This is a genomic window from Mesorhizobium sp. LCM 4576, from assembly GCF_001854815.1.
Classification (GTDB): Bacteria; Pseudomonadota; Alphaproteobacteria; order Rhizobiales; family Rhizobiaceae; genus Mesorhizobium; species Mesorhizobium plurifarium.
The window spans coordinates 18606-44787 of record NZ_MDDT01000040.1 but is presented as its reverse complement, the minus strand read 5'-3'; the positions used below and the strand labels follow the sequence as shown (position 1 = coordinate 44787).

The 26182-nt window shown below is 64.1% G+C and carries 28 protein-coding genes and 1 pseudogene; 20 read left to right on the top strand and 9 right to left on the bottom strand.

Annotated elements, in window-relative coordinates:
• The first annotated feature begins 252 nt into the window (after window positions 1-252).
• From LCM4576_RS22090 to LCM4576_RS22075, 4 genes are all read left to right on the top strand, one after another.
• Window positions 253-879, top strand: coding sequence for a LysE family translocator (locus LCM4576_RS22090; protein WP_071034654.1), 627 nt, complete (start codon window positions 253-255; stop codon window positions 877-879).
• A 127-nt stretch (window positions 880-1006) separates the two neighbouring features.
• Window positions 1007-2491 carry a D-glycero-beta-D-manno-heptose-7-phosphate kinase gene (gene rfaE1, locus LCM4576_RS22085; protein ID WP_071034701.1) on the top strand — a complete coding sequence of 495 codons (1485 nt, stop codon included), beginning with the start codon at window positions 1007-1009 and terminating at the stop codon, window positions 2489-2491.
• A 7-nt stretch (window positions 2492-2498) separates the two neighbouring features.
• Window positions 2499-3071: an SIS domain-containing protein gene (locus tag LCM4576_RS22080; protein ID WP_040989594.1), complete on the top strand. Its 573-nt coding sequence runs from the start codon at window positions 2499-2501 to the stop codon at window positions 3069-3071.
• Entirely contained in the window at window positions 3064-3693 is a 630-nt protein-coding gene (locus LCM4576_RS22075; protein ID WP_071034653.1) for an HAD-IIIA family hydrolase, read from the top strand. The genes LCM4576_RS22080 and LCM4576_RS22075 overlap by 8 nt, the downstream gene beginning before the upstream one ends.
• Window positions 3694-3762: 69 nt before the next feature.
• Here the strand turns inward: LCM4576_RS22075 and LCM4576_RS22070 are convergent, their stop codons facing one another.
• Window positions 3763-4239 (bottom strand): Lrp/AsnC family transcriptional regulator, encoded by a 477-nt coding sequence (locus LCM4576_RS22070; protein WP_071034700.1) that lies wholly within the window; start codon window positions 4237-4239, stop codon window positions 3763-3765.
• Between the two features lie 278 nt (window positions 4240-4517).
• On the opposite strand from LCM4576_RS22070, the gene trxB reads away from it, so the two are divergent.
• Both trxB and LCM4576_RS22060 read left to right on the top strand, forming a co-directional pair.
• Complete coding sequence (gene trxB / locus LCM4576_RS22065; protein ID WP_071034652.1) at window positions 4518-5492, top strand: thioredoxin-disulfide reductase; 975 nt, start codon at window positions 4518-4520, stop codon at window positions 5490-5492.
• Between the two features lie 72 nt (window positions 5493-5564).
• A complete protein-coding gene (locus LCM4576_RS22060) occupies window positions 5565-6461 on the top strand; it encodes a LysR family transcriptional regulator (protein WP_071034651.1) in 897 nt (298 codons plus the stop codon).
• A gap of 15 nt (window positions 6462-6476) precedes the next feature.
• On the opposite strand, the gene LCM4576_RS22055 is transcribed toward LCM4576_RS22060, so the two are convergent.
• The 3 genes from LCM4576_RS22055 to LCM4576_RS22040 all read right to left on the bottom strand — a co-directional run bounded on the left by LCM4576_RS22055 (window position 6477) and on the right by LCM4576_RS22040 (window position 11065).
• The gene (locus LCM4576_RS22055) at window positions 6477-6977 is read right to left on the bottom strand and encodes an isoprenylcysteine carboxylmethyltransferase family protein (protein ID WP_071034699.1); all 501 of its coding nucleotides are present in this window, start codon (window positions 6975-6977) and stop codon (window positions 6477-6479) included.
• Between the two features lie 743 nt (window positions 6978-7720).
• Window positions 7721-9769 (bottom strand): elongation factor G, encoded by a 2049-nt coding sequence (locus LCM4576_RS22050; protein ID WP_071034650.1) that lies wholly within the window; start codon window positions 9767-9769, stop codon window positions 7721-7723.
• A gap of 435 nt (window positions 9770-10204) precedes the next feature.
• Window positions 10205-11065, bottom strand: coding sequence for an alpha/beta fold hydrolase (locus LCM4576_RS22040; RefSeq protein WP_071034648.1), 861 nt, complete (start codon window positions 11063-11065; stop codon window positions 10205-10207).
• Window positions 11066-11197: 132 nt separating this feature from the next.
• On the opposite strand from LCM4576_RS22040, the gene LCM4576_RS22035 reads away from it, so the two are divergent.
• Both LCM4576_RS22035 and LCM4576_RS22030 read left to right on the top strand, forming a co-directional pair.
• Complete coding sequence (locus LCM4576_RS22035) at window positions 11198-11887, top strand: isoprenylcysteine carboxylmethyltransferase family protein (RefSeq protein WP_083361464.1); 690 nt, start codon at window positions 11198-11200, stop codon at window positions 11885-11887.
• Between the two features lie 4 nt (window positions 11888-11891).
• The gene (locus tag LCM4576_RS22030) at window positions 11892-12287 is read left to right on the top strand and encodes a cupin domain-containing protein (RefSeq protein WP_071034647.1); all 396 of its coding nucleotides are present in this window, start codon (window positions 11892-11894) and stop codon (window positions 12285-12287) included.
• 61 nt (window positions 12288-12348) lie between these two features.
• On the opposite strand, the gene LCM4576_RS22025 is transcribed toward LCM4576_RS22030, so the two are convergent.
• Window positions 12349-13551: a pyridoxal phosphate-dependent aminotransferase gene (locus LCM4576_RS22025; protein ID WP_071034646.1), complete on the bottom strand. Its 1203-nt coding sequence runs from the start codon at window positions 13549-13551 to the stop codon at window positions 12349-12351.
• A 219-nt stretch (window positions 13552-13770) separates the two neighbouring features.
• Between LCM4576_RS22025 and LCM4576_RS22020 the strand changes: the two genes are divergently transcribed.
• The 3 genes from LCM4576_RS22020 (at window position 13771) to LCM4576_RS22010 (ending at window position 16287) form a co-directional block, all read left to right on the top strand.
• Entirely contained in the window at window positions 13771-14670 is a 900-nt protein-coding gene (locus tag LCM4576_RS22020) for an EAL domain-containing protein (protein WP_071034645.1), read from the top strand.
• Window positions 14667-15527: an EAL domain-containing protein gene (locus tag LCM4576_RS22015; RefSeq protein WP_040989574.1), complete on the top strand. Its 861-nt coding sequence runs from the start codon at window positions 14667-14669 to the stop codon at window positions 15525-15527. Before LCM4576_RS22020 ends, LCM4576_RS22015 begins: the two co-directional genes overlap by 4 nt.
• 151 nt (window positions 15528-15678) lie before the next feature.
• On the top strand, window positions 15679-16287 hold the full coding sequence (locus LCM4576_RS22010) for a glutathione S-transferase family protein (RefSeq protein ID WP_071034644.1): 609 nt from the start codon (window positions 15679-15681) through the stop codon (window positions 16285-16287).
• Between the two features lie 323 nt (window positions 16288-16610).
• Here the strand turns inward: LCM4576_RS22010 and LCM4576_RS22005 are convergent, their stop codons facing one another.
• Both LCM4576_RS22005 and LCM4576_RS22000 read right to left on the bottom strand, forming a co-directional pair.
• On the bottom strand, window positions 16611-16811 hold the full coding sequence (locus LCM4576_RS22005; protein WP_041010462.1) for a hypothetical protein: 201 nt from the start codon (window positions 16809-16811) through the stop codon (window positions 16611-16613).
• A gap of 276 nt (window positions 16812-17087) precedes the next feature.
• A complete protein-coding gene (locus LCM4576_RS22000; protein WP_027168154.1) occupies window positions 17088-17300 on the bottom strand; it encodes a cold-shock protein in 213 nt (70 codons plus the stop codon).
• A 332-nt stretch (window positions 17301-17632) separates the two neighbouring features.
• Here LCM4576_RS22000 and LCM4576_RS21995 point away from each other — a divergent pair, with 332 nt between their 5' ends.
• A complete protein-coding gene (locus LCM4576_RS21995; protein ID WP_041010155.1) occupies window positions 17633-17959 on the top strand; it encodes a hypothetical protein in 327 nt (108 codons plus the stop codon).
• A 28-nt stretch (window positions 17960-17987) separates the two neighbouring features.
• Here LCM4576_RS21995 and LCM4576_RS21990 read toward each other — a convergent pair whose 3' ends face one another.
• On the bottom strand, window positions 17988-18557 hold the full coding sequence (locus tag LCM4576_RS21990; protein WP_071034698.1) for a methylated-DNA--[protein]-cysteine S-methyltransferase: 570 nt from the start codon (window positions 18555-18557) through the stop codon (window positions 17988-17990).
• 165 nt (window positions 18558-18722) lie between these two features.
• Here LCM4576_RS21990 and LCM4576_RS21985 point away from each other — a divergent pair, with 165 nt between their 5' ends.
• The 5 genes from LCM4576_RS21985 (at window position 18723) to LCM4576_RS21965 (ending at window position 23647) form a co-directional block, all read left to right on the top strand.
• Entirely contained in the window at window positions 18723-19703 is a 981-nt protein-coding gene (locus tag LCM4576_RS21985; protein ID WP_071034643.1) for a lytic transglycosylase domain-containing protein, read from the top strand.
• A 34-nt stretch (window positions 19704-19737) separates the two neighbouring features.
• Complete coding sequence (locus LCM4576_RS21980) at window positions 19738-20235, top strand: N-acetyltransferase (RefSeq protein ID WP_071034642.1); 498 nt, start codon at window positions 19738-19740, stop codon at window positions 20233-20235.
• A gap of 424 nt (window positions 20236-20659) precedes the next feature.
• Window positions 20660-21883: an ABC transporter substrate-binding protein gene (locus LCM4576_RS21975; RefSeq protein ID WP_407067390.1), complete on the top strand. Its 1224-nt coding sequence runs from the start codon at window positions 20660-20662 to the stop codon at window positions 21881-21883.
• A gap of 23 nt (window positions 21884-21906) precedes the next feature.
• Window positions 21907-22821: a carbohydrate ABC transporter permease gene (locus LCM4576_RS21970; RefSeq protein WP_071034641.1), complete on the top strand. Its 915-nt coding sequence runs from the start codon at window positions 21907-21909 to the stop codon at window positions 22819-22821.
• Between the two features lie 7 nt (window positions 22822-22828).
• Window positions 22829-23647 (top strand): carbohydrate ABC transporter permease, encoded by an 819-nt coding sequence (locus LCM4576_RS21965; protein ID WP_071034696.1) that lies wholly within the window; start codon window positions 22829-22831, stop codon window positions 23645-23647.
• Between the two features lie 4 nt (window positions 23648-23651).
• Here LCM4576_RS21965 and LCM4576_RS21960 read toward each other — a convergent pair whose 3' ends face one another.
• Window positions 23652-23990 (bottom strand): hypothetical protein, encoded by a 339-nt coding sequence (locus LCM4576_RS21960; RefSeq protein ID WP_071034640.1) that lies wholly within the window; start codon window positions 23988-23990, stop codon window positions 23652-23654.
• A gap of 162 nt (window positions 23991-24152) precedes the next feature.
• Here LCM4576_RS21960 and LCM4576_RS21955 point away from each other — a divergent pair, with 162 nt between their 5' ends.
• The 3 genes and pseudogenes from LCM4576_RS21955 to LCM4576_RS34995 form a co-directional block, all read left to right on the top strand.
• On the top strand, window positions 24153-24908 hold the full coding sequence (locus LCM4576_RS21955) for a DUF899 family protein (RefSeq protein ID WP_071034639.1): 756 nt from the start codon (window positions 24153-24155) through the stop codon (window positions 24906-24908).
• A gap of 101 nt (window positions 24909-25009) precedes the next feature.
• Window positions 25010-25564 (top strand): DUF4142 domain-containing protein, encoded by a 555-nt coding sequence (locus LCM4576_RS21950; protein WP_071034638.1) that lies wholly within the window; start codon window positions 25010-25012, stop codon window positions 25562-25564.
• Between the two features lie 286 nt (window positions 25565-25850).
• A pseudogene (locus tag LCM4576_RS34995) lies at window positions 25851-26152 on the top strand (Rid family hydrolase); the annotation flags it as partial.
• Window positions 26153-26182: the final 30 nt, after the last annotated feature.

Sequence of the window (26182 nt, the reverse complement as noted above, 5' to 3'; positions counted from 1 at the left end):
CGGGGAGAAAGGGCTGACCGCAACCTCGGCGCCCCTATTGCAACGTTGGCGATTGGCGAAACCGTCGATGACAGCTCCCCTCTCCCCGTCACTATACGGGGAGAGGATGCCGGCAGGCAGGTGAGGGGCAGCGCCAACGTCTGAAATTATGTTGGAGGAATTCGAAGATATCCATATCTGTGGTATCGCCAATATGGAGATCAGGCCAGCAAGGCGTAGCCTGACAGAGACGTGATCATTGAGGGACCAGGCATGCCGTCCACTGAACTGCTGATCGCCTTCTTCGCCACCACGGCGATCTTCGCCTATATCCCGGGYCCCGCCATGCTTTATGCCGCCGCGCAGACGATGGCGCGCGGCCGTTGGTCGGGGCTGACGGCGGCACTTGGCATTCACCTTGGCGGTTATTTCCATGTCTTCGCGGCCGCCGCCGGCCTGTCCGTCCTGTTCCATGCGGTGCCGCCGCTCTATCTGGCGGTCAAGCTCGGYGGCGCGCTCTACCTGATCTGGCTTGGCGTCTCCATGTTCCGCAAACGAAYGGATGCGGCTCTGCCCTTGATCGAGCGGAAATCGGCCCGTCGCGCCTTTTTCGAAAGCGTCACCGTCGAGGTGCTCAATCCGAAGACCGCGATCTTCTTCATGGCGTTCCTGCCGCAATTCATCGATGCCGCGGCGGCGTTTCCGGTCTGGCTGCAGTTCGTCGTGCTCGGAACCATCGTCAATCTGATGTTCTCCTCCGCCGACATCGTGTGTGTTTTCCTTGCCGGCGCGATGGTCGCGCGGCTTCGCCGATCGGGCCGGGCGCAGCGTTTGATGCAACGGGCAGGCGGTGCCGTGCTTGTCGGGCTCGGCGTTCATGTCGCCCTGCAGCGGAGCTGAGGTAGGCGGGCCGGCGTTGCACTGACCCGAATTGCGGTATATCGGCATCGCCTTGAGCAGCCCACGCCACAATTCCGGCGCTGAAATCTATTCAAGTCCGGCCTTCTTCAGGCATACCTCGAGCGAGATGATCAAGCACAATCCGCCTTCTCCGGAACCTTTGCACCGCACCATCGCCCGGTTCGGCGACGTCACCGTGCTGGTCGTGGGCGATTTCATCCTCGACCGGTTCGTCAGCGGCGTGATCGAGCGCATCTCGCCGGAAGCTCCGATCCCCGTTCTGCATGGCAAGGGCGAGTCGCTCAACATGGGCGGCGCCGGCAATGTCGTCTCCAACATCGTCTCGCTGGGCGCGGCCGCCATACCCGTGTCGGTGATCGGCGCCGACCAGGCCGGCAACAATCTGATGCGCATGCTTGGCGAGATCGGCGTCGACACCGACGGGCTGCTGCAGCGCCAGGACCGCATGACCTCGTCGAAAAGCCGCTTCAGCGCGCTCAACCAGCAGGTGCTCCGTTTCGACGAAGAAGAGATCAAGCCGCTCACCTCCGCCGAGCGGGCCAAGCTCATCGATCATTTCCAGGCGGCGCTCGGCCGCGCCGATATCGTCATCCTCTCCGATTACGGCAAGGGCATCCTGCTCGACGGCGTCGCCGGCGAATTGATCGCGATCTGCCGCGATGCCGGCAAGCCGGTGCTGGTCGATCCGAAGGGGCACGACTACGCGCGCTATGCAGGCGCGACGGCGGTTACGCCGAACCGCAAGGAGCTTGGCGAGGCGGTCGGGCGCAAGGTGTTCGGCGACGACGAGATCGTGGCCGCCGCACGCGACCTGATCGCCGCGCATGATTTCGAATTCATCGTCGCCACGCGCAGCGAGAAGGGCATGAGCGTGGTCTCCGCCGAGGATGCCCGCCACATTTCCACCCAGGYCCGCGAAGTGTTCGATGTTTCAGGAGCCGGCGACACGGTCATCGCGAGCTTCGCGCTTTCGCTTGCCGCCGGCGCCGACCGCGTGCATGCGGCCGTCATCGCCAACGCGGCCGGCGGCGTCGTGGTGGGAAAACGCGGCACGGCGCGGCTGAACGTCGAGGAATTGTCCGGCGCGCTGTTCCGCTCGCATGGGCCGACCGGTCACCAGGACGCCATCCTCGATTTCAATGYCGCGGCCAGGATGGTGGCGGCATGGAAGGAAGAGGGGCTGACCGTTGGCTTCACCAATGGCTGCTTCGACATCCTGCATGCCGGCCATGTCAGCCTGYTGCATGCYGCGCGCAGCCAGTGCGACCGGCTGGTGCTCGGCCTCAACAGCGATGACTCGGTGCGCCGGCTGAAAGGGCCTGGACGCCCGGTCAACAACCAGCACGACCGCGCCTGCGTGCTGGCAGCGCTTGCCTCTGTCGATGCCGTCGTCGTCTTCGAGGAAGATACACCGCTGAAGCTCATCGAGGCGCTCCTGCCGGACATCCTAGTCAAGGGCGCGGATTACACGATCGAGACCGTGGTCGGCGCCGATGTGGTGCAGAAGGCGGGCGGGCGCGTGGTGCTGGTCGACCTCGTCGCCGGCAAGAGCACGACGAACACGATCGGCAGGCTGCGTGCCGCAAACTGAGGGTCTCATGTCCGATTTGAACGACTACCTTGTCCGCTCCGCGGCGGCGATCTCGGCGATGGTCGAGCGCGATCTCACCGCCGAGATGGAACGCGCGGTGAGCACCGTGGTGACCGCGCTGTCGCAAGGCAAGGCGCTGCTGATCTGCGGCAATGGCGGCTCGGCCAGCGACGCCATCCACATCGCCGGTGAGCTGGTCGGCCGCTTCCTGAAGGAGCGCAAGGCCTACAATGTCATCGCGCTGCCGGCCAATGCTGCGGTGCTGACCGCCTGGGGCAATGATTACGGCTTCGACACCGTCTTCTCGCGCCAGGTCGAGGCGCATGGGTCGGAAGGCGCGGTGCTGCTGGCGATCTCGACCAGCGGCAATTCGCCGAGCATCCTTGCCGCCGCCGAGCAGGCGAGGGTGATGGGCATGACGGTGATCAGCCTGACTGGCGAAACCGGCGGCAAGCTCAAGCCRCTGACCGATATCCTGCTCAACGTGCCGTCGACCTCGACGCCTATCATCCAGCAGGGGCATCTGTGCCTCTATCACCATCTGTGCGAGGCGGTCGAAGCGCGTCTCAGCAATGGCTGAGAATACGGGCTTTCCGCTGGCCGAGCCAGGTCTCTGGGTCGAGCGGACCAGCACCAGGAGCTTTCCGACCGGCCGGCCGGCGCTGTTCCTGGACCGTGACGGCACGATCAATGTCGACACCGGCTATCCCGACGATCCGGCGGCCATGGTGTTGCGCGACGGCATCGCGCCGGTCATCGAGGCCGCGAACCAGTGCGGTGTTCCGGTCATCGTCGTCACCAACCAGTCCGGCATCGCGCGCGGCTATTTCGGCTGGGATGYGTTCGCGCGGGTCAATGGGCGGGTGCTGGATTTGCTGGCCGAGCAAAATGCCTTCGTGGACATGGTGCTCGCCTGCGCCTATCACGACGCTGGTTCAGGTCCTCTCGCCATTGCCGATCACCCGATGCGCAAGCCCAATTCGGGCATGCTGCTGGAGGCGGGTCGCCGCCTCGGCCTCGACCTGAAGCGGTCGCTGATCGTCGGCGACAAGCCGGCCGATTTGGAAGCCGGCCAGCGCGCTGGTCTCAAGCGCGGCTGGCTTGTCGACGGCGAGGTCTCGACGATGGACGGGCTTTCGGTTTCGCCGTTACGCGACGCCACGGACCTCGAAGGCCTGCTCACCGCGATACGGTCGCTCTGATCGCGGATTGATTCAAAACCTGGCGCTAAGCCCTTTGTTTGCACGGGCGAATTTCCGGAAGCCGGCACATTAAGTTGGGAAGGCCACCAGCCCTTCGTCCTTGACGCGACGGATGGTCAGGGCGGTGCGTACGGTATCCACATTCGGGGCCGAGGCCAGCTCCTCGATGACGAAGGTCTGGAAGGTGCCGAGGTCGCTCGCCACGCAATGCAGCAGGAAATCGGATTCGCCCGAGACCATCCAGGCGTCACGCACGATCGGCCAGCCGCGCGTGCGCTCGGCGAAGGTCTTCAGCTCGGCATCGGCCTGATGATGCAGGCYGATCAGGCAGAAGGCCACGACATCCATGCCGAGCGCCGGCGCGTTGAGCAGCGCGCGGTAGCCGCGGATGATGCCGGCCTCTTCCAGCCGCCTGACGCGGCGCAGGCAAGGCGGCGCCGAGATGCCGACCCGGTTGGACAATTCGACATTGGTCATTCGGCCGTCACCCTGCAGCTCGCGCAGGATCTTCCAGTCGATGGCGTCGAGATCGGCTTTGAGCGGYATGAATGGGCTTTCACGCAAGAATCTTTCGCGATTTTGTAATTTGGTTTCGCGCTGGAGGCCATAGCTTTGCGATGATTTTCTCCTTGTTTTGATGCAGGGCGTGATCCAGCGCCGCGCATACCTCTGGGCGACATGCATTGGTGACGGGCGGCGATATGGCCCGATATGCAGGGGACGAAGCTTTCCGGGGACGAAGGCCAACTTGCCTTGCTGGTCCCACGGGCAACACTTACATTACGCGCAACAAACCACGGCCGCGCGCCGCAGGGGACTTTTTCATGAACACGAAACACGCACCTGTTCTCATCATCGGTTCCGGCCCGGCCGGCTACACGGCGGCGATCTATGCCGCCCGCGCCATGCTGAAACCGATGCTGGTCGCCGGCCTGCAGCAGGGCGRCCAATTGATGATCACCACCGACGTCGAAAACTATCCGGGCTTCGCCGATCCGATCCAGGGGCCTTGGCTGATGAGCCAGATGCTGGCGCAGGCCGAGCATGTCGGCACCGACATCGTCAACGACATCATCACCGAGGTGGACCTCAATGTGCGGCCGTTTCGCGCCATCGGCGATTCCGGCACGGTCTACACGGCGGATGCCTTGATCATCGCCACCGGCGCGCAGGCCAAGTGGCTGGGTATCCCGTCGGAACAGACCTTCATGGGCTTTGGCGTTTCGGCCTGTGCGACCTGCGACGGCTTCTTCTACCGCGGCAAGGACGTCGCGGTTGTGGGCGGCGGCAATTCCGCGGTCGAGGAAGCGCTCTATCTGTCGAACCTCGCCAAGAGCGTCACCGTCATCCATCGGCGCGGCGATTTCCGCGCCGAGCGCATCCTGCGCGAACGGCTGCTTGCGAAGGACAATGTCCGCGTCATCTGGGACACGGTGGTGGACGAGATCACCGGGCGCCCAGGCAAGGCGCCGCTGCCGCCTTCCGTCGAAGGCCTGGCGCTGCGCAACGTCGTGACCGGCCAGGAATCGAAGCTGCCGGTCGACGGCGTGTTCGTGGCGATCGGCCATGCGCCTGCGGTCGAGCTCTTCGTCGGCAAGCTGAAGCAGAAGCCGAACGGCTATCTGTGGACGGCGCCGGATTCGACCCGCACCGACGTGCCCGGCGTGTTCGCCGCCGGCGACGTCACCGACGACGTCTACCGCCAGGCGGTGACGGCGRCCGGACTTGGCTGCATGGCGGCGCTCGAGGCGGAAAAATATCTGGCGGGCATCGAGGTCCACCGCGAAGCGGCGGAATGACAGATCGGCTGAAAAAAGCCGTTTAAAAGCCTGATTTTTCATTCAGACGCCAAAGGCAACGCGAGGGGAATCATGGCGCTGGACTGGGACAAATTACGCGTATTTCACGCCGCGGCGGAGGCTGGGTCGTTCACCCATGCCGCCGAGACGCTGCATCTGTCGCAATCGGCCATCTCGCGGCAGGTCAGCGCGCTGGAGCATGATGTCGGCGTCGCACTCTTCCACCGCCACGCACGCGGTCTGGTGCTGACCGAGCAGGGCGAGATGCTGTTCCGCACGGCGCATGACGTGCTGATGAAGCTGGAAACCATCAAGACGCGGYTCACCGAAACCAAGGACCGGCCGTCGGGCGTGCTCAGGGTGACGACCACGGTGGGCCTGGGCGCCGGCTGGCTGACCGAGCGCGTGCAGGAATTCATCGAGCTCTATCCCGAGATCAGCCTGCAGCTGATCCTCGCCAATGAGGAGCTCGACCTCACCATGCGCCAGGCCRATTGYGCCATCCGGCTGCGGCAGCCGCAACAGCCGGACCTTATCCAGCGCCGGCTGTTCACGGTGCATTTCCACCTCTACGCAGCGCCGTCCTATATCGCCAAGTTCGGCAAGCCGGCCTCGATCGCCGAGCTCCGGAACCACCGCATCGTCACCTTCGGCGTGCCGGTGCCTTCGCATCTGTCGGAGCTGAACTGGCTGGAGACGGTCGGCGATTTCGAGGGCGCGCAGAGAGTGCCGACGCTGCAGATCAACGACATCCTGTCGATCAAGCGGGCGGTGCAGGGCGGCGCCGGCATCGCCATGCTGCCGGACTATGTGATCAGCAAGGACACGAACCTGGTCCAGCTGCTGCCGGAGACCGAGGTACCGKCCTTCGACACCTATTTCGCCTATCCCRACGCGATGAAGAACCAGGCGAAGCTGCACGTTTTTCGCGATTTCATTATCGCCAAGGCGCGCAGCTGGTCTTATTGAAATGACCGGCCGGGACTACTGGCCGCGCCAGGGTGTGATGCGCGGCAGCCAGCCGGGGACGGCGCGGCGGTAGGTTTCGTATTCCGCGCCGTAGCGGCTGGCGAGCGTCGGCTCTTCATAGACCTTGACGAAGGAGATCATCGCTGCCGCGGCGATGAGGCCGTAAAACAGCACCGGCCAGCTCGAAAAGATCAGCGCCTGGCCAAGGATGATCGCCAGCACCGCGACATACATAGGATTGCGCACGTGGCGGTAGATGCCGCTGATGACCAGTTTCTCGGTCGGCGCCACGGGAGCGGGTGTGCCGAGGCCCTCCAGCGCAAAACGGGCAAAGGCATGGAGCAGGATGGCGGCTGCCCCCACCACAAGAACAGAGCCCGCGGGCACGAAGCCCGACACCGCCGACAGAGGCTTGCGATAATGGTCGGTCAGGAGCCACGGCAGCAGCCCGGCGACAACGCCGGGCGCCGCGACAAGGAACAGCGCGCTGCCGGCGATTGCCGAAAAAGTTCGCATCATCGGTCTCCTGCCGTGAAAATAAACTCGGCTTGCCGAAATTGACATCATTTGGCCGGCTAGCCTATTTCCGAGCAAAATCGGCTCGATTTTGCATTTAAGCAGTCGCTTTAGGGCCGGAAACGCGCCGAAACCGGCGATTTTCCTGGTCCTATGGGTTCCAGGAATAGGTTGGACCACAGCCTGCGTCTTTTTGCATGCGTGTGTTGCAAAATAGATGCTTGTTTCTTGGGCATGATGAGCACATATATAGTGACATCTCCAGGGCGCGTTCTCCTCCCATTAGCGCCCTCGAGTGTTCCCCTCTGGAGGTTAGCCTTAATCGGCACTTCCAATCAAACTCAGCCGGATCTTTATTGATCCGGCTTTTTTGTTGCCTGCATGCCTTCGAGCCGGCAAAAACACGACCGAATCCGCCACGTAACAGTGACATGTAACATCGGGTAACATGTCGCAGACGCAGTCTATGGTTTAAGTGGATGATAGGACGCGGTTGGTCGGTTCGGGAGATGGGGGCATCACTCGGAAGACCGGGCTCAGGCAGCTACCGCGTCCGAACCATTTTTTCCGGATGCGGCGGACCAGCCGTTGCCTCCCAGGAAAACGGTCCGCAATAGGAACGGCGTCCGGATCATCCGGACGCCGTTTTCATTTCGCCACAAATCAAAGCGCGATGCGCTTCAGTCCCTTGCTTGACGCATGTCATTCTCCCGAAACCGTTATGCACTTTGGGGCGACATGCATCAGGCAGCCTTGCCGTTGGCGTTCATCGCCTCATCGGCGAGCCGGCCGGTGAGCTCGGCCATGTGGTCGAAAGCGGCCTTGTAGCTGGCAACGCCGGCAGTGGCCGAGCGCAGCTCGATGATCAGGTCGCCGATCTCGGCCTGCGGCATGGTCGCCTCGACGACGTCCCAGCCCGGCCAGTCGGGCCTTGCGTCATAGCCGAGGATCTGCCCGCGCCGCTGCGGGATCAGCGCGATGATCTTAGAGGTCGCGTCGGAAGGCGTGACGATCTCGACCTTCATGATCGGCTCGAGCAGCACCGGCGAACAGGCGGCCATGCCCTCCTTCATCGCCAGCTTCGCCGCCATCTGGAAGGCCATGTCGGAGGAGTCGACCGCATGGTAGGAGCCGTCCGACAGGTTGACGGCGACATCGACGACCGGGAAGCCCAGCGGACCCGTCTTCAGATAGTCGCGAATGCCCGTCTCCACCGACTGGATATAGGTTTTCGGCACCACGCCGCCGGTGATGGTGTCGGAGAACTGGAAGCCGGAACCGCGCGGCAGCGGCTTGATCTCGATCACCACGTCGCCGAATTGGCCGTGACCGCCGGATTGCTTCTTGTGGCGGCCGCGCTGCTGCGCTCCTTTGCGGATCGTCTCCCGGTAAGGCACCGCCGGGGCATGGCCCTCGATCGGAATCTGGTTCTTGCCCTCGAGGCGCTCACGGACCACGCGCAGATGCATTTCGCCGTGACCCGACAGGACGGTTTCGGCGGAGTCCTGGTTGTGGCGCAGGCTGAGCGACGGGTCTTCCTCGGCAAGCCGCTGGATCGCCGCCGACATCTTGACCTCGTCCTTACGCTCCTTGGGACGAAGCGCGAAGGCGAAGACCGGCTGYGGCGGCTCCAATGTGACCAATGGCCGGATGCCGCCCTTGGTCGAGCTCAGCGTCTGGCCGGTCTTGACGTTGTYGAGCTTGCCGAGCGCGACCGTGTCGCCGGCCTTGGCCGATGTCTGCTTGATCTGGTCTTTGCCCAGCATCCTGTAGATGCCCGAGACCTTTGCCGTGTCGCCGTTGGACAGGAAGAGCTCGGCCGCGTCGGCCAATTGGCCGGAAAGCACGCGCGACACCGAAAGCTTGCCGCCATGCGCGGTGTGGATGGTCTTCATCACCTGCACCACCGTCTGGCCGTCCGGCGCGCCAAGGCGTTTCCTCGTCGTCTCGACATCGGGCGCATCATGGCGGATGGCTTTCAACAGGCGCAGCACGCCATTGCCCTTCTCGGCCGTGCCGATCAGCACCGGCGTCACCGCGCCGGCGCGCAGGTCGGCCGACAGATCGTCGAAGATCGCGTCCTTCGGTGGCTCGATCTCCTCCAGCAATTGCTCCATCAGGTGATCGTCGTGATCGGCAAGTGTCTCCAGCATGGAGAAACGCGCTTCCAGCTCGCGTGCCTTGTCGTCGCCTGGAATTTCGGCCACTTCGCTCGCGGCGTATTCGCGATAGATATAGGCGCGCTCCAGCGCCAGATCGATCGAGCCGATGACGACGCCGTCCTTGCGCACCGGAATCTGGCGCAGCAGCAGCGGTACAGAACTCGCCGGCTGCAGCATCTTCAGCGTCTCGCGCACGCCCGCGATCGCCTTGTCGACCTTGTTGAGGAACAGGATGCGCGGAATGGCGAGGTCGTCGAGCTTGCGCATGATGAGCTGCAGCGCCGGGATCTTCTTCTCGTCGGCCTCGGCGACGACGACCGCGAGGTCGCAGGCGGCAAGCACGGGTTCGGCTTCGAAGGCGAATTCGATCGAGCCGGGGCAGTCGACGAAAGTGATCTGCTCGCCCATGAAATCGGTGGTCGCGAAGGTCGCCTCGACGCTCATGGCGTGGGCGCGGGCTTCGGGTGAATGATCGGAAACGGTGTTGCCCGATGAAACGGGGTTCTGGCGGGGAATGGCGCCCGTGCGGGCGAGAATTGCTTCGAGAAGTGTCGTCTTACCGCTTGCAAAGGGACCGACTATGGCGATGCATTTCGGTCCCGTGCGTCGTTCTCCGGCGCGAGTACCCATGGCTGAACCTCCACTCAGGCGTTTCCCAAGAGGGCGATCAGCAAAAGTGGAAACCGGTTTGCGTCCGATCGCACCCTGTGCAGAGCGGCGGCCGGCCTGTTCGGCCGTCGCGGGCGGGGKTTTCACCTCTTCCCAAAACCATCGTCACACGGGTTTGCCGGCAGGGCAAGAAAAATAGGATGTTCGCCGGCTTGGGTCCGGCAGGCCGCGATTTCCTGTTCGTCAGGCTGTGAGGGCGAGCGGCTCGCGGGCGGCGGCACACAAGGCGCTTGCCCTGTCGCGCGGCGCCGGCTTGCCGAAGAAATAGCCCTGGAAGCGGCTGCAGCCGGCCCTGAGCGCGGAGTCAGGACTGTCGCTCGGCGACTGCCCGAAGCCGGTTGCGACGACCTCACTGCGAAGCGAAACCAAGGCGCGAGACGTCGGATGAACGGGGCGTCAGCCTGCACGGCGCCGGRCTGGCACGACGATCGCGGCGTCCTGTGCCGCCACCCACCCGGCAAAGCGCGACAGCATCGGATTGAACAGGTCCGGCCGCTCCCAGAAAGGGGCGTGTCCGGCCCCGGGCACGACGTGGCATTGCTCCCACAGCGTGCCGCAGTCCAGCGTGTCGAAGTAGTTAATCCGGATGAACGGGTCGTTCTCGCCATTGACGATGGCAACCGGGAAGTCGGCCTGCTCGACCACCTGCTTCTGGTCGGCTCCCTTGCCGGCCATCATCGAGCGTGTCACCGTGGCGCGCAGACGGCCGTCGGTGCGAAGAATGTTTTCGCGGAAGGACGCGTCCGCGCTATCGCCGAAGCAGAGCGTTTCGAAGCGTTCGGCGTCGCGCTCGGAATAGAATTTCTTGGAAGCCAGCAGCATGTCCCAGTTGGCGTGGAAGCCGCGCAGCATGCCGAAGAAGCCCTTCGACACGGGCGGCGCGCCGGTCAGCATCAGACCCTTGACGACCGGATGGAAGCTTGCGAGCTCGATGGCGACATGGCCGCCGAGCGACCAGCCGTAGACGATGGCATGGCGGACGTTCAGGTTGTCGATGAGCTCCGCCGCCGATCGCGCCAGGCCGGTGATCGTATAGTCCGTCGCCGGGTCGGCCGCGTCCGAGGACTCGCCATGGCCCGGGAGATCGAAAGCGATCAGCCGGTGGGCGTCGGCAAGCGGGCTGTCGAACTGGCGGGCGAACACCGCGCGCGAGGCGCCGGACCCGTGGATCATCACGATGGGCATGCCTGGCCCCGCCGATTCGCTGACGCGCAAATCGGCCTGTGGGGTGCTGATGGTGCGCTCGGCAATGGCCATGGCGCATAGAACCTCAGGATTGCGTTGCTTCCAACATCGCATTCCCGGGTCTACACGCGCTTTAGGTTTCTGGTTAAGAAAAGACTAATATGCAGCAACCGGCTATAGTGCCCTCGAATTCTCGGTGTGGCCATGGAATTTGACTTGGAACGCGGGCTCGACCTTCTTGTCTCGATCGTCGGTATCGCCACGGTCGGCCAGTATCTGTGGTCGACGCGCGCCCATTTCCAATCATCGGGCATGTCCTCAGGCGCCACGATAATCTCGGTGGTCGTGGCCGCCACGGCGCTGTTTTTCCTGGCGATCATATGGATCCTCCCGCAGCCGCCGCTGGCCAAGATCGTAGGGCTGGCGGTTCAACTGGTGAGTTCGGCGCTGTTCTGGTGGGCGATTTTGAGGTCGCGCAAGGCGCGGCTGCGGTTCGTCTTCGACGCCGACGATCCGCACGGCCTGGTGACCGACGGGCCGTTCTTGTACCTCCGCCATCCGTTCTACACGTCCTACATCATCTTCTGGGCCGGCTGGGGCATCGCGACCTGGTCGAGCTGGGCTGTGGTGCCGGTTGCAGGGATATTCGTGCTTTATCTGATCGCCGCGCTGGACGAGGAGAAGAAGTTCTCGCGGACGGAAATGGCCGACGCCTACGCGGCCCACCGCAAGCGGGCCGGGCTGTTCTGGCCACGGCTGCCGAAGTCAGGTGACCGTGACCGAAGTGCGATGCCCCAGCCCGGAGGCGGTTGCGTCGCGCGCGGCRTCGACGCAAAGCGCCGCCGCGAGGGTGAGCGGCCACCACCGCCGATGCGGCATCAGTTCGAGGATTGAGACGATGAAGATCATTGCTTGCGGCAGCGTGCCGACCATCATCGCGCCGGACAGGTATTTCACCGGCCGGGTGCTGCAGACGCCGATCATCGAGAAGGAGGCGCCGGCGCGGCTCAGGGCGACGCTGGTCAGTTTCGAGCCCGGCGCGCGCACTTACTGGGACACCCATCCGCTCGGGCAGACGCTCTATGTCACCGCCGGCGCCGGGCTTACCCAGAGCTGGGGCGAGTCGGTCCGGATCATCAGGGCAGGGGACGTCGTCTCCTTCGCACCGGGCGAAAAGCACTGGCATGGCGCCGGCGCGAAAACAGCCATGGCGCACATCGCCATGCAGGAGGCGCTGAATGGCRTGCACGCCGACTGGCTGGAGGCGGTGACGCCGGAGCAATATGGCGRCTGAAGCTGTCCAATAGAAAACCCGGCTCAAGCCGGGTTTCTCATTCAAATGGCGATGCCGCCGATCAGGTCAGCGACGCGGTGAAGCGCTGGATGCGCGTGCAGGCTTCCTCCAGCAAGGCATCCGACGTGGCATAGGAGATGCGGAAGTTCGGTCCAAGGCCGAAAGCCGAGCCGAACACCACCGCGACGCCTTCGGCTTCCAACAGCTCGGAGCAGAACGTCTCGTCATTGTCGATCACCTTGCCGGTCTTGGTCTTCTTGCCGATCAGCCCGGCGCAAGACGGATAGACGTAGAAGGCGCCTTCGGGTGAGGGGCAGGTGATGCCGCRCGCCTGGTTGAGCATCGAGACGACGAGGTCGCGCCGGCCCTGGAAGATCGCCTTGTTCTTGGCGATGAAGTCCTGCGGACCGTTGAGCGCCTCGACGGAAGCCCATTGCGCGATGGTGCAGGCGCCCGAGGTCTGCTGGCCCTGGATCATGTCCATCGCCTTGATGAGCGGCACCGGGCCGGYGGCGTAGCCGATGCGCCAGCCGGTCATGGCATAGGCTTTCGACACGCCGTTCATGGTCAGCGTGCGCTCATAAAGGTTCGGCTCGACCTCGGCGATGGTCTTGAAGATGAAGTCGCCATAGGTCAGGTGCTCATACATGTCGTCGGTCAGCGTCCAGACATGCGGATGCTTGAGCAGCACATCGGCCAGCGCCCGAAGCTCGGCCTCGGTGTAGGMGGCGCCCGACGGATTGGACGGCGAATTCATCAACAGYCATTTGGTTTTCGGCGTGATCGCCTTTTCCAGCACTTCGGCCGTCAGCTTGAAGCCGTTGTCGATCGAGGTGTCGGCGAAGACCGAGGTGCCGCCGCAGATCGCCACCATTTCGGGATAGCTCACCCAGTAGGGGCGCGGGATGATGACCTCGTCGCCCGGGTTCAGCGTCGCCATGAAGGCGTTGAACAGTATCTGCTTGCCGCCGGTGCCGACGATGGTCTGCTCCGGGCGGTAGTCGAGATTGTTCTCGCGCTTGAATTTCTTCGCGATCGCCTCGCGCAGCGGCACGATGCCGGAGACCGGCGGATATTTGGTCTCGCCGCGGCGGATCGCCTCGATCGCCGCGTTCTTGATGTTGTCGGGCGTATCGAAATCCGGCTCGCCGGCGCCGAGGCCGATCACGTCACGGCCGGCATTTTTCAGCTCGCGCGCTTTCTGCGTCACCGCGATGGTCGCGGAAGGCTTWACGCGGGAAAGGGCGTCGGCGAGAAAGGCCATGACAAGATGTCTCCTAGGAAAGGCGGCCAGGAGCGGCCGCGGCGCCTCTCATGTCGCATCATGGCGCCGAGCGCAAGCATTGTGCGATGAGCCAGAGGTCAAGGAGGCGTGACCAAAGTCAGCCTGCGTGAGCGGCAACGCTAAATTCATCAACGGCCGGTAAACCCTTGGCTGGCAGGATCGCAGATCGGATTGCGCCTATTCGCGGAGCGGGAAATCTTGTCGCGCAGCATCGGGCTTGCCCATATCATCCGTCATGACGACGGCACCTCCTCGGGTGTCTGGGGCATCTATACGCTGCAGAGCGCGTTCCAGCCGATCTTCGCCTTCAAGGAGGGCAAGCTTTCGGTCGCTGCTTTCGAGGGGCTGATCCGGCCGTTCCGCGACGGCGAGCCGCAATCGCCGGGGGCATTCTTCGGGACCTGCCCGGCGGCCGACCGACTGCATATCGAGGCCCTGACGCGCACGCTGCATCTTCTGAACGCCGGCGCCTGCCTGCCGGAAGAGGCCTCCATCTTCGTCAATTTCGACCMTTCGGTCTTCACCGATCGCAGCATCGCCGACAAGGCGCTGCGCGACATGCGGCTGGTGCTGCACGAAGCCGGCATCGATCCGCGCCGCATCGTCTGCGAGGTCACCGAGCAGAAATCGGCTTCGCAGGAAACGCTCTACGGCTTCGTCGAGGCGCTCAGGGCGAACGGGTTCCGCATCGCGGTGGACGACTATGGCGCCGATGATTCAGACATCAACCGGATCAAGGAACTCAAGCCCGACATCGTCAAATTCGATGCGCATTGGATCACCCACCTGATGGAGTCCGGCGCCGGCTTCGCGTTGCTGACGGCGATGGTGCAAAGCTTCGAGGACCAGGGCATCCGCACCGTCTTCGAAGGGATCGAGGAAAGCTGGCAGCTGGAGCTCGCCGAGAGGTCCGGCGCCTCGATGGTGCAAGGTTATGTGCTTGCCCGGCCGGAACTTGCCCCCACCAGCTTTCGCGTCTTCGGCAAGGTCGCGCGGCAGCCTTCGGCCGAAGAAAGCAAGGCACAGGTCGCCGCAAGCGGCGCCCCGGCGCCGCAGGCGCGACGGGCAAGAGTGTTCGGGCGCAAGGTCGCGCCATGAGCGGACAACCGGACAGGCGGCGCAACGTCGCCGGGGCGATCTTCGCCGACGAGATCGGCCTCCAGTTCGGCGTCTATGGCGAGTTCCGGCTGTGGAGCGCCTATCAACCGATCTTCGCGCCGGAAGGCAGCGTGCTCAGGGCGGTTGCCGTTGAAGGGCTGATCGAGCCGCGCCGTATTGCCCAGCCGGTAGCCTCTTCGATCTTCTTCGGCGGCGTTCCCGCGTCCGACCGGCTGTTTGTCGAAACGCTGTGCCGGATGCTGCATCTCGGCAATTATCGCAACATCGGCGTCGAGGGATTGACGCTGTTCTTCAACTACAATCCGAACGTCAACGACCATCTCGGACGGGCGCTGGCCGAGATCCGGCTGATGACCAGGCATCTCGGCGATTTCGATCTGGAGCCCGGCCTGCTGGTCTGCGAGATCACCGAGCAGGCGGCCGACGATCACGTTCTTGCCAGCCTGGTGCGCGAAATGCGGCGCGACGGGATCCGCATCGCCATCGACGATTTCGGCACGGGGCATTCGACCGAGGCGCGCATCGACCTGCTTGCGCCCGACATCGTCAAGATCGATGGCGCCTGGTTCGGCGAGCTCTGCCGYCACGCCGCCGCCGAGCGCTTCTTCCGGCCGTTGGTAGCGACGCTGCATGATCGCGGCGCAAAAGTGCTGGTCGAGGGCATCGAAAACGCGCAGCATTTGCGCGTCGCRCTCGAGGGCGGCGTCGACCTTTTGCAGGGTTTCCATCTCGCTCGCCCGGCGCTCGCCGGCACGATCTTCGAGGAAGAACCGCTTTCCATCGGTGCCCTGCTCGACGCCGGCAACAAGGTCGTACCCCTGCATCAGCATCGCTGATGYCGACCAGAGAAAGCGTATCAGCATCGCTGATGCTGGCCCCCAAAGGACGTATAAGCGTCGCTGATGGTTCTTCTCAAAAACAAATCACTGGATGGGACCTGGCCGCGCGCGTTAGAGCGTTCCAAGGAGACTCGGAGAGGCAAGAGGTATGATCCTTTACGACATGGCCGACAGCGGCAATTGCTACAAGCCGCGGCTGTTGATGGCGAAGCTCGGCGTCCCCTTCACCCGGGTCGAGGTGAGTTCGCATACCGGCGAAACGCGCAAGCCCGACTATGTCGCCAAGAATCCGAACGCGATGGTGCCGATGCTCGAGCTCGACGACGGCAGGCGCATCGCCGAGAGCAACGYCATCCTGCTCTATCTCGCCGAGGGCACGCGCTTCCTGCCGGCCGACAAATATGAGCGGGCGCTGGCTTACCAATGGCTGTTCTTTGAGCAATACAGCCATGAGCCCTACATCGCGGTGCGCAAGGCGCTTTTGACCTTCCCGGAACGGGCGAAGGACGCCACGCCGGAACGGCTGGCGCAGACGCTGGAGCGCGGCAACAAGGCGCTGGGCGTGATGAACCAGCATCTGCAGCGGAACGAGTTCTTTGCAGRCAGCGCCTACAGCGTCGCCGACATCGCGCTCTATGCCTATACCCACACCGCCGGGATGGGYGGCTTCCAGCTCGATGCCTATCCGGCCGTCGCCGCCTGGCTGAAGCGGGTCGAGGCGGACAAGGGRCATGTGCCGATCGAGTGGGTGGGGTAATTCCTCATGCGATCGCCGCTTCGCACCTGACCTGTACGAGCGCGCCAACGAGCCGCTCGGTACGCTCACGGCCGTAAGCGGCTATTTCAAAAGGCGTTCATTCGGAGTGGGTGCCGATCCAAAACCAGATCATGTCGTCCTGGTCCCGGACTGCGACGRCACGGTAGTCCAGATCAACTCGAGCTGACCAATAACGTCCAACCCGCTTGAAATGGAGCGAAGGATGAAACGGRTCTGCGCGCAGCTTGGCAAAGCTATCGTCATCCTGATTGATTTAGGTAATTTATCGTAGGCGTCCCATAACGAAGGGGCGGCAAAGTGGTTCACAGAGGCCGGGTCCGGCCGGCGCGGTGGTCGGCCAGTGCTTGTTCTGCAAGCTTGTCCAGCCGCCCCGCCCTCGCGTCGGCTTCGATCTGCTTATCCCACAGATCAGCCTGCAGCGCCTCGAACCAGGCGGCAAAGGCTTTCAGCTCTTCGGGGCTCAGTTCGGCGACGGACTTTTCGATCTGCTCGAGTTTGGTCATGCATGAAAGGTAGCACTAATGGCCCCAAAGTGCCACCCGTGGGCCTGCTGGGCCCGAAGAAGAACTCGCCCCAAACTCTAGGCAACAAAAAAGGCGGGCAATGCCCGCCTTCCTATGCCGGTAGCCTGATCGGGAGCGTCTGGTCCGGGCTGGCAGCTATCTGCTGTTCCAGCTTGTCGGGTCTTTTCGCTCCGGCGCGCTTCTCGCGCGACCGTCAGTACATCCGTGACTTGCCGCGCGCCCCGAACCTTCGTCCGGCGCGCGCCCTGCGCTAAATCAGGCTGCCTTGCTCAGAGACCCAGCAGCGGACTTGCCGGTGCGGCGGTCCTGCTCGATCTCGAAGTTGATTTTCTGGCCTTCAGCGAGGCTGGTCATGCCAGCGCGCTCGACAGCGGAGATGTGGACGAAAACGTCCGCGCCGCCATTGTCAGGCTGAATGAAGCCGTAGCCCTTGGTGGCGTTGAACCACTTGACCGTACCAGTTGCCATGGAAAATGCCCTTCCACATTTGCTTTTGTTTGACCGGACCAAAGTCCGGCCGGTGGTATCGAAATTTTGGAGACGTCAGCAAACGCGAGGGATCGCGAGGCCCGATCGATCGGCCAAATTCAATGTAGCGGATATAGGATAGTTTGCGCGAGAWAACAAGACGGGTCGCTTGAGGCGCTGCCGGCATGTCGTCCTCATCGAAGGCAATGGAAGTTTTGACAGCGGCCCCGCGTTGTGGAGGGATGAGATGCTTGCCGCGTGAGAGCGGTTTGACGCAATTCCGGACGGAAAACCGCTACGCACTTTTCCTGGATTGCTTTAGGAGAGGAACCATGAAGACAATCCTGCTTGCCGCCTGCTTCATCTTGTTGGCCGCGGAGGCGCAAGCGGTGTCGCGTTACGATCCGACGCGCATGAGCTGCGACCGGGTGCAGGCGACGATCGCCAGACAGGGCGCCGTCATCCTGCGCTACCAGTCGGCGCGCGTGCCGGGGCTGCCGCTCTACGACCGCTATGTGCGTGACGAGCGCTTCTGCAACGCGGGCGAAGTGCGGGCGCGCGCCTATGTGCCGAGCGCCGACACCAGGTCCTGCATGGTCTATGTCTGCAAGCGTCCGGATTTCGACCGGCGCTTCCGCCGCCGGTTCCTGCATGACTAATTGATACGGGGGAGCGAGCAGGCGCCCCTCAGAAACCGAACGAGGCCTGCGCCGCCGGCGGCGGGCCGACGCGAACGCCTTCCATGGCCAGCATCTTTTCCTTGGTCGCCGAGCCGCCTGGAGCGGAAAAGCCGCCGATCTTGCCGCCCGCGGCGAGGATGCGGTGGCACGGGATAACCAGCGGCACCGGGTTGGCGCCGAGCGCCGCACCCGTCTCGCGCGGAAGGCCGGCATGGCCGGCGCGCCTGGCCAACTCACCATAGGTGGTGGTCTCGCCGAAGCGGAGCTTGCGCGCCGCATCGTAGATGGCGAGGCGAAAGTCGTCGACGCCGTCCAGATCGACCGGCACGCCGGAGAAGTCGACGTCCTCGCCGRCCGCGTAGGCCTTGATCAAGGCGATCARCTCGACCACCCATCGCGGCTGGTCCGTCGAGGTCGAGACGCCGGGGTGGCGCAACAGCCGGCGCTCGATCGCCTCGCGGCTGCGTTCGGGCAGGCAGAGCCGGATCAGGCCCTTCTCGCTCCAGGCGATGCCCATGAAGCCGATCACTGTTTCTAACACTGCGTGGCCGGCCGTGATCTCAGATGTGGGTTTCATGGCGTATTCCTTCCGTAAAACGGCGAAAAACGAGTACATATCCAGAACAATATGGCATTTCCGCCCTGTTATCGCCACCCGAAAACCGCCTAGTGGCCCCGATTGCCGGGTGTGAATCRCTGGTGTAAGGACTCCTTAACAACCGACAAACCGGACCTGCACGGCTTGCCAGCTAAAATCATATTCACCGCGCTCGGCGTGCTCGTTGCAACAGCCGGTCTCAGCGGCTGCAACACGACCTCGCAAATGAAGGCCGCGCCCGCGCTTGCGGCGGCTTCGACGCCTGCCGTCGCGGACGATACGCCGACCGTTGCGCTGCCGGAAACCGTGGCCGTGCTGCCGGAGCCTTCCGGCCTCGCGCAGGTGCAGACCGCGGCGCTCGCCGGCGATGCCGTCGCCATGGCGACCGCGCCGGGGGCGCCCGTGACGCAAGGCGCGCTGTTGYCGCCGCCCGTCCAGCCCGGCGCGACGCTGGCTCAGCCCGCGGCCTTCGCCGGAGCGACGCCGATGGCCGGCCAGTTTCCGCCGCCGCCGGTGCTGACGGCCGGCGGCTCGCCGACCAGTCCAGGATCCATCAAGCAAGGGGCGTCGATCAAGCAAGCGGCGGTCTACACGACCGCGGGCATGGCAATGCCGGTCACCGGCCAGTCGGCGAAAGTCGCCCCGATGCCGGGCGTCCAGCAGGCCGCCTATGTGGTGCCCGACAACCCGGCGTTGCTGGCGGCACCCGGCCAGCCCGAGCAGCATGCCAGCGGCCCGCGCGGCGAGATCGAGCGGCTGATCGAGAAATATTCGGCGATCTACGAAGTGCCGGTCGAGCTGGTGCGCCATGTCGTCAACCGCGAGAGCACCTTCAACCCGAAAGCCTACAATCACGGCCATTGGGGACTGATGCAGATCAAGCACGCGACGGCGCGCGGCATGGGCTATGACGGGCCGGCGGCCGGCCTGTTCGACGCCGAGACCAATCTCAAATACGCGGTGAAATATCTGCGCGGCGCCTGGCTGGTTTCGGGCGGCAACGCCAAGCGGGCCGACACGCTCTACCAGACCGGCTACTACTACGACGCCAAGCGCAAGGGCCTGCTCGAGGCGAYGGGCCTCGGCGTTGACCGCAAGCGGCGGCGACTGCAGCCCGACRCCTGACCGGACGATCCGCGCGGCGTTTCGAGACAGCGCCATGCATCAGAACACGACGCCCCGCCCGCCGGCTCCCAACGACGTCCGCCTGCGCAAGCTGCTCGACGATACGCTCACCGCGCCGCATTGGCCGGAGGGTTTTGTCATGCGCGCCTTCGAGCATCGTGACGCGCAGGCTTTGCACGCGCTGCTGGAAGAGGTGTTCGACGACGGCGCCGACGGGTCGTTCGACGAATGGTGGCCGCGCATCGCCGGCGATGCGGAATTCGACCCCGCCCTCTGTTTCCTGGCGATCGACGGCAAGGGCCTGCTTGYGGGCGCAGCGCTCTGCTGGACGTCCGGCTTCGTCAAGGGCCTCGCCGTCCATCCGGAGTCGAGACGGCAAGGCCTCGGCGAGGCGTTGATGCGGCACGTGTTCCTGACCTTTCGCGAGCGCGGGGCGACGCATGTCGATCTCAAGACCAACACGGTGAAGAACACGGCGGCCTTCAGGCTCTACGAGCGGCTAGGCATGATTCCGGTCGACTGGGAAGGCTGACAGCGCCAGCATTGTGAACGGCTTCACATAGGCTGACGTTAGGTCATGCTAATGCGTCGTCGTGCCGGGCGGCCGATCGGCGGATCGACGCTGGCAAGGCGTCGGAGGCGGCTGTGCCGGCATGCGTCAGCCACTCCCAGACGGGCTCCGGGGCGGGGGTTTCGGAGCCCGTCCGCTTTCGCGAAAAGCGGGTCAAGGGAGCGCGATGCCGACGCGGTCGAGCCGACCGGGTCCGGCTTCACCGACCGCTGGCCCGACCGTCACCGCAGCACCGACGGAACCGAAAAGCGGCGCTCGGCATTCAACGCGGGGTGGGGTCTTGATGAGCTGACGAATGCGCGGACGTCCGCCTCGCCGGCTCGGAAGCGAGAGCGACCCGCCCGTGAAGTTCTTAGCACCTGCCGTTTTCGCTTTCGTAACAAGCTTGCTGCTGGCGACTTCTCCGGCGCGCGCCATCGAACTGTCGATTGTGTCGGGCGACACCGGCAACGGCATCAAGGTGCTGCGCGAGATCCTCGACCGTTACGAGAAAAAGAGCGGCAACAAGGTCGACATCGTCGTCATCCCGCCTTCGACCACCGACCAGTTCGGCCAGTACCGGCTCTGGCTTGCCGCCGGCAGCAGCGACATCGACGTCTACCAGACCGACGTCATCTGGRCGCCGCAGCTGGCCAGCCAACTGGTCGACCTGACCGAGGCGACCAGGGATGTGGCGGGCGCGCATTTCCCGTCGATCATCCAATCGCAGACGGTCAACGGCAGGCTGGTCGCCCTGCCGATCTTCACCGATGCGCCGGCGCTCTATTACCGCAAGGATTTGCTCGACAAATATCACGCCAAGGTGCCGACCACCTGGAAGGAATTGCAGGACACCGCCAAGCTCGTCATGAACAAGGAGCGGGCGGCCGGCAACAGGGATCTCTGGGGCTATGTCTTCCAGGGCAATGCTTATGAAGGGCTGACCTGCAACGCGCTCGAATGGGTGATGTCGAATGGCGGCGGCGGGATCATCGAGCCGGACGGCCGCATCTCCATCGACAATCCAAAGGCGGCGGCGGYGCTCGACAGGGTCAAGGGCTGGATCGGCACGATCGCGCCGCCGGGCGTGCTTGCCTATCAGGAGGAGGAAGCGCGCGGCGTCTGRCAGACCGGCAATGCCGTCTTCATGCGCAACTGGCCCTATGCCTATGCGCTCGGCAACAGCGAGAATTCGCCGATCAAGGGCAAGTTCGACGTGGCGCCRCTGCCGGCCGGCGATAGCGGGCATCCGGTCGCGACGTTGGGCGGCTGGAACCTCGCCGTCTCCAAATATTCGAAACATCCCGCCGAGGCGATCGACCTGGTCAAGTTCATCGCCTCGCCCGAGATGCAGAAATACCGGACGCTGAAGACGTCGAACCTGCCGACCATCGCGGCGCTCTATGACGATCCCGACATCGCCCGGCAGCAGCCGATCGTGCCGCGCTGGAAACCGATCTTCCTCAATGCGCAGCCGCGTCCCTCGGCGACCGCCAGGATCAAATACAACGAGGCATCGAGCCAGTTCTGGACGGCCGTGCACAACACGATCTCCGGGAACGGAACCGCCGCCGACAATCTGGCCGAGCTCGAGGCGAGGCTGACCAGGCTGAAAGGCAAGGGCTGGTGAGCGCGGCAGGGCGATCGCCGCTGATGCGCCGGCGCGTGCGCACGGCCTGGCTGTTTCTGACGCCGATGCTCTTCGTGCTCGCCGTCGTCGCCGGCTGGCCGTTCCTGCGCACGGTCTATTACAGCTTCACCGACGCCTCGCTGGCCGATCTCGACGCGCGGCAATGGGTGGGCTTCGACAACTATTTTTCGGTGTTGCGGCTGCCGAGCGGCCGGGTGCTCTATGACGGGCTGCTGGTCGATCCGGTCTGGTGGCGCGCGGTGTGGAACACGGTGCGCTTCGCCGTGGTGTCGGTGGCCTGCGAGACGGTGCTCGGCATGGTCGTCGCGCTTGCGCTCAACGCCGAATTCCCGGGGCGCGGCATCGTGCGGGCGGCGATCCTCGTCCCCTGGGCGATCCCGACCATCGTTTCGRCCAAGATGTGGCAGTGGATGCTCAACGACCAGTTCGGCATCATCAATGTCGTTCTCCTCAACCTTGGCCTGATCCACGACAAGATCGCCTGGACCGCCAGCGCCGACACCGCGATGATCGCGGTGCTCATCGTCGATATCTGGAAGTCGACGCCGTTCATGGCGCTGCTGATCCTGGCGGCCCTGCAGATGCTGCCGCGTGAGATCCTCGAAGTGGCGAAGCTCGACGGCGCCAGCCCCTGGCAAGTCTTCCGATGGGTGACGCTGCCGCTGATCCGGCCTGCGGTGATGGTGGCGGTGATCTTCCGCGCGCTCGATGCGCTGCGCATCTTCGACCTGATCTATGTGCTGACGCCGAACAACGTGCGGACCAAGTCGATGTCGATCTTCGCGCGCGAGAACCTGTTCGAGTTCGACAAGTTCGCCTATGGYTCAGCCGCCTCGACGCTGCTTTTCCTGATCGTCGGCCTGCTCACCATCGCCTATATCCGGCTCGGCCGGCTGAGCTTCGAGGGAGGGCGCTGAGGTGAAGATGCTGAAGCGCRCCGCCTTCTATCTGCTGCTTCTGGCGATCGTCTTCGTCGCAGTGTTTCCGTTCTACTACGCCATCGTCACCAGCCTGAAGTCGGGAACCGAATTGTTCCAGGCGGACCTGTGGCCGCGATCGTTCAGCCTCGCCAATTACCGCAATGTGCTGACCGAAGGTCCCTTCCTGCGCAATCTCGTCAATTCGCTCGTCGTCTCCGGCGCGGTCGTGGTGGTCTCGCTGCTCATCGGCATCACCGCGGCCTATGCGCTGGCGCGCATCCGTTTTCGCGGGCGCTCGGCGCTGATGCTCGCCATCCTGTCGGTCTCGATGTTTCCGCAGGTGGCCGCGCTTGCCGGGCTGTTCGAGATCATCCGGGCGCTGCATCTCTACAATTCGCTCTTGGCGCTCATCCTGTCCTACATGATCTTCACGCTGCCGTTCACGGTCTGGGTGCTCACCACTTTCGTGCGCGACCTGCCGGTCGAGATCGAGGAGGCGGCGATCCTCGACGGCGCCGGGCCGTGGCTCATCGTCACGCGCATCTTCCTGCCGCTGATGTGGCCGGCGCTCRCCACCACCGGGCTGCTCGCCTTCATCAGCGCCTGGAACGAGTTCCTCTTCGCGCTCACCTTCACCTCCACCAACACGCAGCGCACCGTGCCGGTGGCGATCGCGCTTCTGTCGGGCAACTCGCAGTTCGAGATCCCCTGGGGCAACATCATGGCCGCCTCGGTGATCGTCACCGTGCCGCTGGTGGTGCTGGTGCTGATCTTCCAGCGCCRCATCGTCTCCGGGCTTACCGCCGGCGGTGTGAAGGGATAGCGCGTCAGATGTCCGGCGCGTTGCCGACCTTCTTCTTCATCTCCAGCGCCCAGGCGCGCCCTTCGTCGCCGCCCCACAGCAGCCAAGCGATGTAGCCTGCCGAGGGATTGTCCTCGTTGCCGTAATTCCTGCCCTTCTTGTCGACCTCGTGGCGGGCGAAATAGCTGACCATGCGCCGGATGGTCGAGGGCGACAGATTCTTGCGGTTCTTGAGCTCGGTGGCGCGCGCGACGCCGATCTCGGTGCCGCCGCGGCCGAACTGCTGGCGCAGCCGCAAGCCCTTGGCGGCGTTGTCGGCAACGATCTGCGGGCAGCGCAGGTCGATCTCGTCGCTGTCGGTCATTTTTCTCCCCCGTTCCCGGACGGTTCTAGTCAGGCAAAGGAATGCCGCAAAGCGGGGCTGGTTCCGACGATGAAAAAATGTCGGATCGCATCCGGGCGGCGCGTCCTTGGGTCGTAGAGCAACCCGCGCCGGGACGCCGGCGCGAAGGCCAAGGAGACGATCATGATCACCTTTCCCAATGAATCCGCCAACTACCGCACGGCCCGCGAGAAACTGCTGAAGAAGGAAATCGAGCTGCGCCGCGCCATGGAGGCGGTCGCCGAAGCGAGGCGCGCTTTGCCGCCGGGCGGGCTGGTGCCGCAGCATTATGTGTTCGATGCCCTGGACGACAAGAACCAGCCGGCGAAGGTCAAGCTGTCGGGCCTCTTCGCGCCGGGGAAGGATACGCTGATCCTCTACCAGATGATGTTCCCGCGCCATCCGCAGGAGACGCGCGAGGTGGCGGCGGGCGGCGAGACGGCGAAGCTTGCCCGGCAGGACCAGCCATGCCCGTCCTGCACCGCGCTGCTCGACCAGTTCGACGGCGCGATCGGCCATCTCGAAGCGGCGGGCTTCAACTTCGCCGTGGTGGCGAAGACCGCGCTCGACAATTTGATGGCGCTCGGCCGTGACCGCGGCTGGAAAAACATGCGGCTGGTCTCCTCGGCCGGCAACGCTTTCAAGCGGGATTACAATTCCGAAACCGCCGAAGGCGCGCAGATACCGCTGCTTTCGGTGTTCCACCGCGACGGCGACGGCATCCGGCATTTCTGGTCGTCGGAGCTCGGCTTCGAGCCGTCCGAACCCGGCCAGGACCCTCGCGCCATCGGCACCTGCGAGATCCTGTGGAATCTGATGGATTTCACGCCGGAAGGGCGCCCGAACTGGCACGAGCAGTTGCAATATGCCGGACAGGCGCCCGCCGCGCACTGCCACTGATGGCGATGCGGGCCTCGGCCCGCGCGCTCTTTTTGAGGCAACCCCTGGGGCCGGTGCGGCGTTGGGGAAGGCGGAGGGGCTGTTTCGGACCGGAGATCGAGATGAAAACGCTGCTGCCCCTGGTCGCCGTCGCGCTTCTTGCCGGCGCGCCCGCCGCGTTCGCCCAATCGGACGACACAGATGCCGTGGGACCGATGGTGACCGAGAACAAGGTCGACACCCAGACCTTCGTCACCACCGTGCCCAACGCCAATGAATCCGAGATCCAGTCGAGCAAGCTGGCGCAGGAGAAGTCGGCATCGGCCGACGTCAAGGCCTTCGCCGCGCAGATGATCAAGGATCACAGCAAGGCGGGCGAGGATTTCAAGGCGGYAATGAGCCAGGGCCAGACCACCGCGTCGATCAAGCCCGCCGGCCCGGCGCTGCAGYCGAAGGAACAGCAGATGCTCGACGAATTGAAGGCTGCCGGCGGCAAGGACTTCGACGCCAAATACATCAAGATGCAGACCGACGCGCATAAGGATGCGGTGGCGCTGTTTTCCACCTATGCCAATTCCGGCGACGACCCGGCGCTGAAGGAATTCGCCAAGAAGACGCTGCCGGTTTTGAAGATGCATGAGAAGCACGTGAAGGACCTGGCGGTCGCGCATCAGTAAGGGTTTGGGAGAAGCCAATAGGCCAGCGTCGGTGCGAGGCCCCCCTCTCTGTCCTGCCGGACATCYCCCCCTCAAGGGGGGAGATTGGCAGCTTCGACGCCTCCGCCTTTCCTGCGACGTTGGAGATTGGCGAAAGCCGGCGTGACGGCTAATCTCCCCCCTTGAGGGGGAGATGTCCGGCAGGACAGAGAGGGGGGCGAAGGAACGCTACGTTGCGCATTTTTTGCGCAAGGATCGGTCGGCTTATCTAGGGCAGGGGTGAGACAAGCGCACCTTCTCCATGTGCGCCAACGGCTTCGTGTTCATCTCGGCGACGCCGCCTGCCRACATGGCGATCGGCGAGATGGTGCGCGGCGACATCGAGACCCAGACCGAGGCATCGCTGAAGGCGCTGAAACACTGCCTGGAAGCGGCCGGCACCCCGCTGGACAAGGTGGTGATGGTGYGCATCTACGCCCCGGCTTCTATAACGCCATCAACCAGGTCTACGCGAAGTATTTTGCCACCAACCCGCCGGCGCGGAGTTTCGTGTCGGTGGCGTCATGGCCGATGGAGTTGATCGAGATTGAGTGTGTAGCGGTGGCGTGATTACGACAGCCACGGGACACATTTTTCAAG

What these genes read in the sequence shown, in the direction of transcription:
- LCM4576_RS21960 (WP_071034640.1), bottom strand. Translation starts at nt 23,990, where the DNA reads ATGACCGACAGCGACGAGATCGACCTGCGCTGCCCGCAGATCGTTGCC.
- LCM4576_RS21995 (WP_041010155.1), top strand. Translation starts at nt 17,633, where the DNA reads ATGAAGACAATCCTGCTTGCCGCCTGCTTCATCTTGTTGGCCGCGGAG.
- LCM4576_RS21955 (WP_071034639.1), top strand. Translation starts at nt 24,153, where the DNA reads ATGATCACCTTTCCCAATGAATCCGCCAACTACCGCACGGCCCGCGAG.
- LCM4576_RS22000 (WP_027168154.1), bottom strand. Translation starts at nt 17,300, where the DNA reads ATGGCAACTGGTACGGTCAAGTGGTTCAACGCCACCAAGGGCTACGGC.
- LCM4576_RS22055 (WP_071034699.1), bottom strand. Translation starts at nt 6,977, where the DNA reads ATGCGAACTTTTTCGGCAATCGCCGGCAGCGCGCTGTTCCTTGTCGCG.
- LCM4576_RS22005 (WP_041010462.1), bottom strand. Translation starts at nt 16,811, where the DNA reads ATGACCAAACTCGAGCAGATCGAAAAGTCCGTCGCCGAACTGAGCCCC.